2 protein-coding genes are annotated in these 4,946 nt (G+C 39.9%); both read left to right on the top strand.

Features of this window, described 5'->3' with window-relative positions:
- Positions 1–135 precede the first annotated feature (135 nt).
- Positions 136–330, top strand: coding sequence for a hypothetical protein (locus tag LC586_RS39565; RefSeq protein WP_229491240.1), 195 nt, complete (start codon positions 136–138; stop codon positions 328–330).
- Positions 331–381: 51 nt separating this feature from the next.
- Positions 382–4,854, top strand: a complete 4,473-nt coding sequence (locus tag LC586_RS39560) for a CHAT domain-containing protein (protein WP_229491239.1) — start codon at positions 382–384, stop codon at positions 4,852–4,854.
- The last annotated feature ends 92 nt before the right edge of the window (positions 4,855–4,946 follow it).

Here is a 4,946-nt window from a genome sequence, read left to right as displayed (position 1 = left end):
CACCCCAAAATACTACACTACAAGCACCTTATATTAGAGGACGCAAATCATCTTAAGTTCAAAGGATTGGTTCGCGACGACGTATCGCGAACCAATCCCCTTTTCCACATCCCGTGAAAAGTCAGATCAGAGATTGTGGCACAGTTTGAGCTTCTTTACCGAACTGGCGATGAATTTGAGTGGCGCTACGCTGGAGGGGAAATATTAGCTGGAGATACTCGCGCTGTTGGTGCTACTCGTGAGGCAATTCAGCAAGATGATAGCGAATTACAAGATTTAGCCGAAATGCTATTGGAGAAGTTAGCCGAAATTTGGGGAGATGTTACGTAGTTTTTGTGGGAATGGGTAACATACTTTTAATAAGCCTTGAAGTGTCTAAAAATGGAACAACGTAGCGAAGATTATTACAGACTAATTAACCATTTGCTAACCTGTCGTGATGGAGAAGAGCCAAAGATTCTGATGGCACATCCTGACTTAATTGATGATGGGTTAGTAGAGGCGATTAAGCAGATATCTACTATGATGTCACAGCAAGGAAACCAGAACTTAGCTGATTATTTAATCCATATTGCCAAACATCTGCCCAATGCACCATTTTTTAAAAGTGCTACCACTGCGACAGATGCGAGCAAAAGTGCATCACAGAGAGCAAACTCTGTAAAAATTCCCCCTCTTTTAGATGAGATATGTAAGACAATTATAGAAAGCCAAGGCAACCCGCAAGTTGTCTACAGTCTGCTGCAAGCAAACAAAGACAAACTGGATGAAAAATTTGTTCAGCAGATTCATAACTGGGCTTTTTCTACTTTGCCGAATGCTAAACCAGAAACAGCAGAGATGGTGGCAACAGTAATTAGTGATTTCAGCACTCTAATCTGTCAATTTCCATTGGGTAAGAGGGATATCAACTTAGAGATTGCGATTACAGGGTACGAAGTTGCTGCTACCATTTTTACCCGTGAAGCGTTTCCACAAGAATGGGCTAATATCCAATTAAATTTAGCACCGGCTTACCGCCATCGAATTCGAGGACATCGCGCCGATAACCAAGAAAAGGCAATTGCTGTTTGTAATAATGCCCTACTGATCTACACCCGCGACGATTTTTCCGAAAAGTGGGCGACACTGCAAAATAATCTCGGACTTCTTTATACAGACAGGATTACAGGACACACATCTGAAAATATCGAAAAGTCAATTTCTTGCTATGAAACTGCTTTAAAAGTTGTTAACCGCGCTCAACTTCCTGAACTTTGGGGAATGCTCCAAAATAATTTGGGGAATGCATACCTTTGTAGAATTCAAGGTGATAAGGCACAGAATTTAGAAAAGGCGATCGCTTGTTATCAAGTCGCGCTACAAGTACGTACCCGTTCGGCATCGCCCTATTATTGGGCTAGCAGTCAAAATAACCTGGGTTCTGCCTACGCTCAAAGAATTCTAGGCAATAAACAAAAGAATCTAGAAAAGGCGATTTCGTCATATATTAACGCCTTAGAAGTCTACACTATTTCTGATTATCCTCAGCGATGGGCAGAAACAAAAACCAGTCTGGGAAATACCTATTATAAAACAGGTCAAATTACTGAAGCGCTTGACTGTCTCCGCGCTGCCTTGCAAGTCTTCACTCCCACCAATTTCCCTAGAGATTGCATACAAACTGGATTGAGTTTAGGTAAAACAGCTTTGGCTGCTGGCATGAAGACAGATGCTTTTGCAGGTTATGCTGTTGCCATTGAAGCTGTTGAACAAAGCCGACTTTGGGCAGGTATTTCTCATAAACAAGAAATTCCAGAAGAGATACTTGCCTACACAAATATGGTGGTGTTTTGCATTACTAATGGGCAACGAGATCAAGCCAGGGAGTATGCCGAACGTTCTGGTTCTCAACACCTTTTAAACTTTTTCGATACTGATGAATTTCAGCAAATTTCCTCAAATTCACAATTTATTGAGCAGGTATTACAAGCAACAAGCGAAAGCAATGGTGACTCACAAGCTGTATATCAAATACTAGAAAATAACCTGAATCATTTAAACGAACAATTTGTTCAGTACTTGCAAAGGCTTGAGGATGTTTGCAAAGAGATGACATCAGGGCAAGCCATTCAACTTGCTGCAACTATTTTAAGTTTTAGCAATTTAATTCGAGAGTTTCCCCAAGGCGATACAGCAATTAACTTAAGAATTGCTGCCACAGGTTATGAGGTAGCGGCTAGTGTTTTTTCTAAGAAAGATTTTCCTGAACAATGGGAACACATTCAAGATGCGATCCGCGAACTATTTCAGATTCAGCTATTTGAAGCAGTATTCAACAACCTAGAAAACCCTGAAGGTGTATATCCGTTACTGAAAGCAAACAAAGACAAACTTGATGAACGCTTTGCTACTGTATTGCGATTAAGGACAACAACTATTCTGTCTGAAGCACTACCAGATTATGCCAAAGGTATTGCTACCAACCTTTTAGGTTTGAGCCTTCTGATTAAAGAATTTCGATATGGTAATGAGGCGAATAATTTAGAGATTGCCATTACAGGGTATGAACTTGCCTCTGAAGTTTTTACTTGCGAAGCTTTCCCAGAACAATGGGGTATGTGTCAATTCATGCTGGGCAATGCTTGCCACCGTCGAATAAAAGGTGAGCAAGCAGAAAACCTGGAACAATCCCTTTCTCACTTGCACAATGCTTTACAAGTCTGTAACCGTGAGCAGTTTCCCAAACTTTGGGCAGAAATTTACAGTAATTTGGTCATTGCTTATGGCTATCGGATTCGTGGCGATCAAGTAGAGAATGCAGAACTAGCAATCAAGGCTGGTGAAGCTGCGATGCAGGTTTGGACTCGCGATCAATCTCCTGAAGGATGGGGAAAAATCCAAAACAATCTAGGTATTGTTTACCGCGATCGCATTACAGGTGACAAGGCTGAGAATTTAGAAAAAGCGATCGCTTGTTATCAAAATGCTCTTTCCATTCGTACTCGTGAAGACTTCCCAGAACTTTGGGCGCAAACTCAATTCAACATCGGCTCTGCTTATCGTCACAGACTCAGAGGTGATGCTGCAGAAAATGTGGAAATAGCGATCGCTGCTAATCAATCTGCTTTACAAGTCTACACAAAAGCAGCCTTTCCCACAAATTGGGCAGAAGTACACATGAATTTGGCTAATGCCTATCTTCACCGAATTCATGGGGATAGGAGCGAAAATTTAGAAAAGGCGATCGCTGCTCATCAATCTGCTTTACAAGTTTTAACAAAAGATGAATCTCCCCGACAATGGGCTATGACTCAGATGAATTTAGGAAATGTCTTCTTGGAACAAGAACAAATAGAAGCAGCAATTACCTCTTATCGTTCAGCTTTAAAAATCTTCACTCCCACTGCTTTTCCTAACGAATGCCTAAAAGTAGGGCAAAACCTGGGAAACACTGCTTTTGACATTGGTGATTGGGCTGAAGCTATTAGGGGTTATAGTGTGGCGATTGAAGCTGTAGAAACCAGTCGCATTTGGGTAAATTCCGAGTCACGCCGTCAAGAAATTTTAGCTAATTCTCTCCATATTTACCAAAATATGGTACAAGCTTGTATTAATAATAAACAACTGAATAAAGCTGTTGAATATGTCGAACGTTCTCGCTCAAAACGACTCGTAGATTTAATGGCAAGTAATGATCTTTATTCAGATGGGGAAATCCCTGCTGAAATTCAACAGTATTTACAAGATTTTGAAGCTATACAACGGCAAATTGATAATGAACTAAGACACCATTATAATAGCAGTAACTTGGATGGTAATAAACTCGGTAAAAGCCCACATAGTCGGGCTGCTATCGAAGCTTATAACGAAACTATTGCAGATTTGGAAGCTGAAAAACAGCAAATTTGGGAACAAATGCGCCGTCTAGATCCTGTTCTGGCTGGTCAAATTCAAGTAAGTCCCATGAATTTGTCATCGATACAGCAGCTAATTAAAGTACCTACAACAGCTATTCTGAGCTTTTATACTACCTCGAATGATACCCATATCTTTATCATCCGGCAGAATCAAATTACTTTGCACACTTGCACGGAATTGGGATTTGAAACTTTACAATCATCGATTTTAACTCACTGGTTAGGGCAATATGTTCATCACAAAGATACTTGGAAAGAACAATTTAGTTTTTTAATAGCAGAACTAGCTGAAGTCTTAAAGTTAAATGATTTAATTGCACAACATCTGAAAAATATTGATGAATTGATTCTTGTTCCTCATCTAGCATTACATCAAATTCCTTTTGCTGCTTTACCAATAGCAGAAAGTCAATATCTTGGAGATAAATTTTTAATTCGTTACGTTCCTAGCTGCCAAATTTTAGAATTTTGTCACAACCGTCCCTCAGTCAGTAGTCTTATGAACTACGGTATTGTTGAAAATGCTACTGAAGATTTACCCTACGCTAGTTGGGAAGGAGGACAACTAGCAAATTTGTATGATATTCCTGATAATCAACGTTTAAAAGGTAGTCAAGAAGCTAGTGTCAGCAACTATCGTCAACTGATACAAAAAGTTCAAGTAATTCATTCTAGTCATCATGCGCGTTCGCGGCTCGATAATCCTCTAGAATCAGTATTAATTTTAGCAGATGGCTGTATTACATTAAGTCAGTTATTAATGCCAAGTTGGCGCACTCCTCAGTTAGAAGATGTATTTCTCTCTTGCTGCGAAACTGGCTTGGGTGTGACTGAAATAACCGACGATATTCTCACTCTTTCAACAGGTTTTCTTTGTGCTGGCGCTAGAAGTGTTATCAGTACACTCTGGGCAGTAGATGTGTCCATTAAAGAATTATTTGTCACTTTTAAATAATTACTGTCAAGTGGTATAAGAGGCTAAAAGCCTGATAGATACAGGGGTTAGTGCTTTTTGCTGCTTTTGTATTTTTTGAACGTTATTAAATA

This window comes from Nostoc favosum CHAB5714 (genome assembly GCF_020829495.1).
GTDB lineage: Bacteria > Cyanobacteriota > Cyanobacteriia > Cyanobacteriales > Nostocaceae > Nostoc > Nostoc favosum.
The sequence above is the reverse complement of the archived record's forward strand: the minus strand, read 5'-3'. Positions and strand labels throughout refer to the sequence as shown.

What these genes read in the sequence shown, in the direction of transcription:
- LC586_RS39560 (WP_229491239.1), top strand. Translation starts at nt 382, where the DNA reads ATGGAACAACGTAGCGAAGATTATTACAGACTAATTAACCATTTGCTA.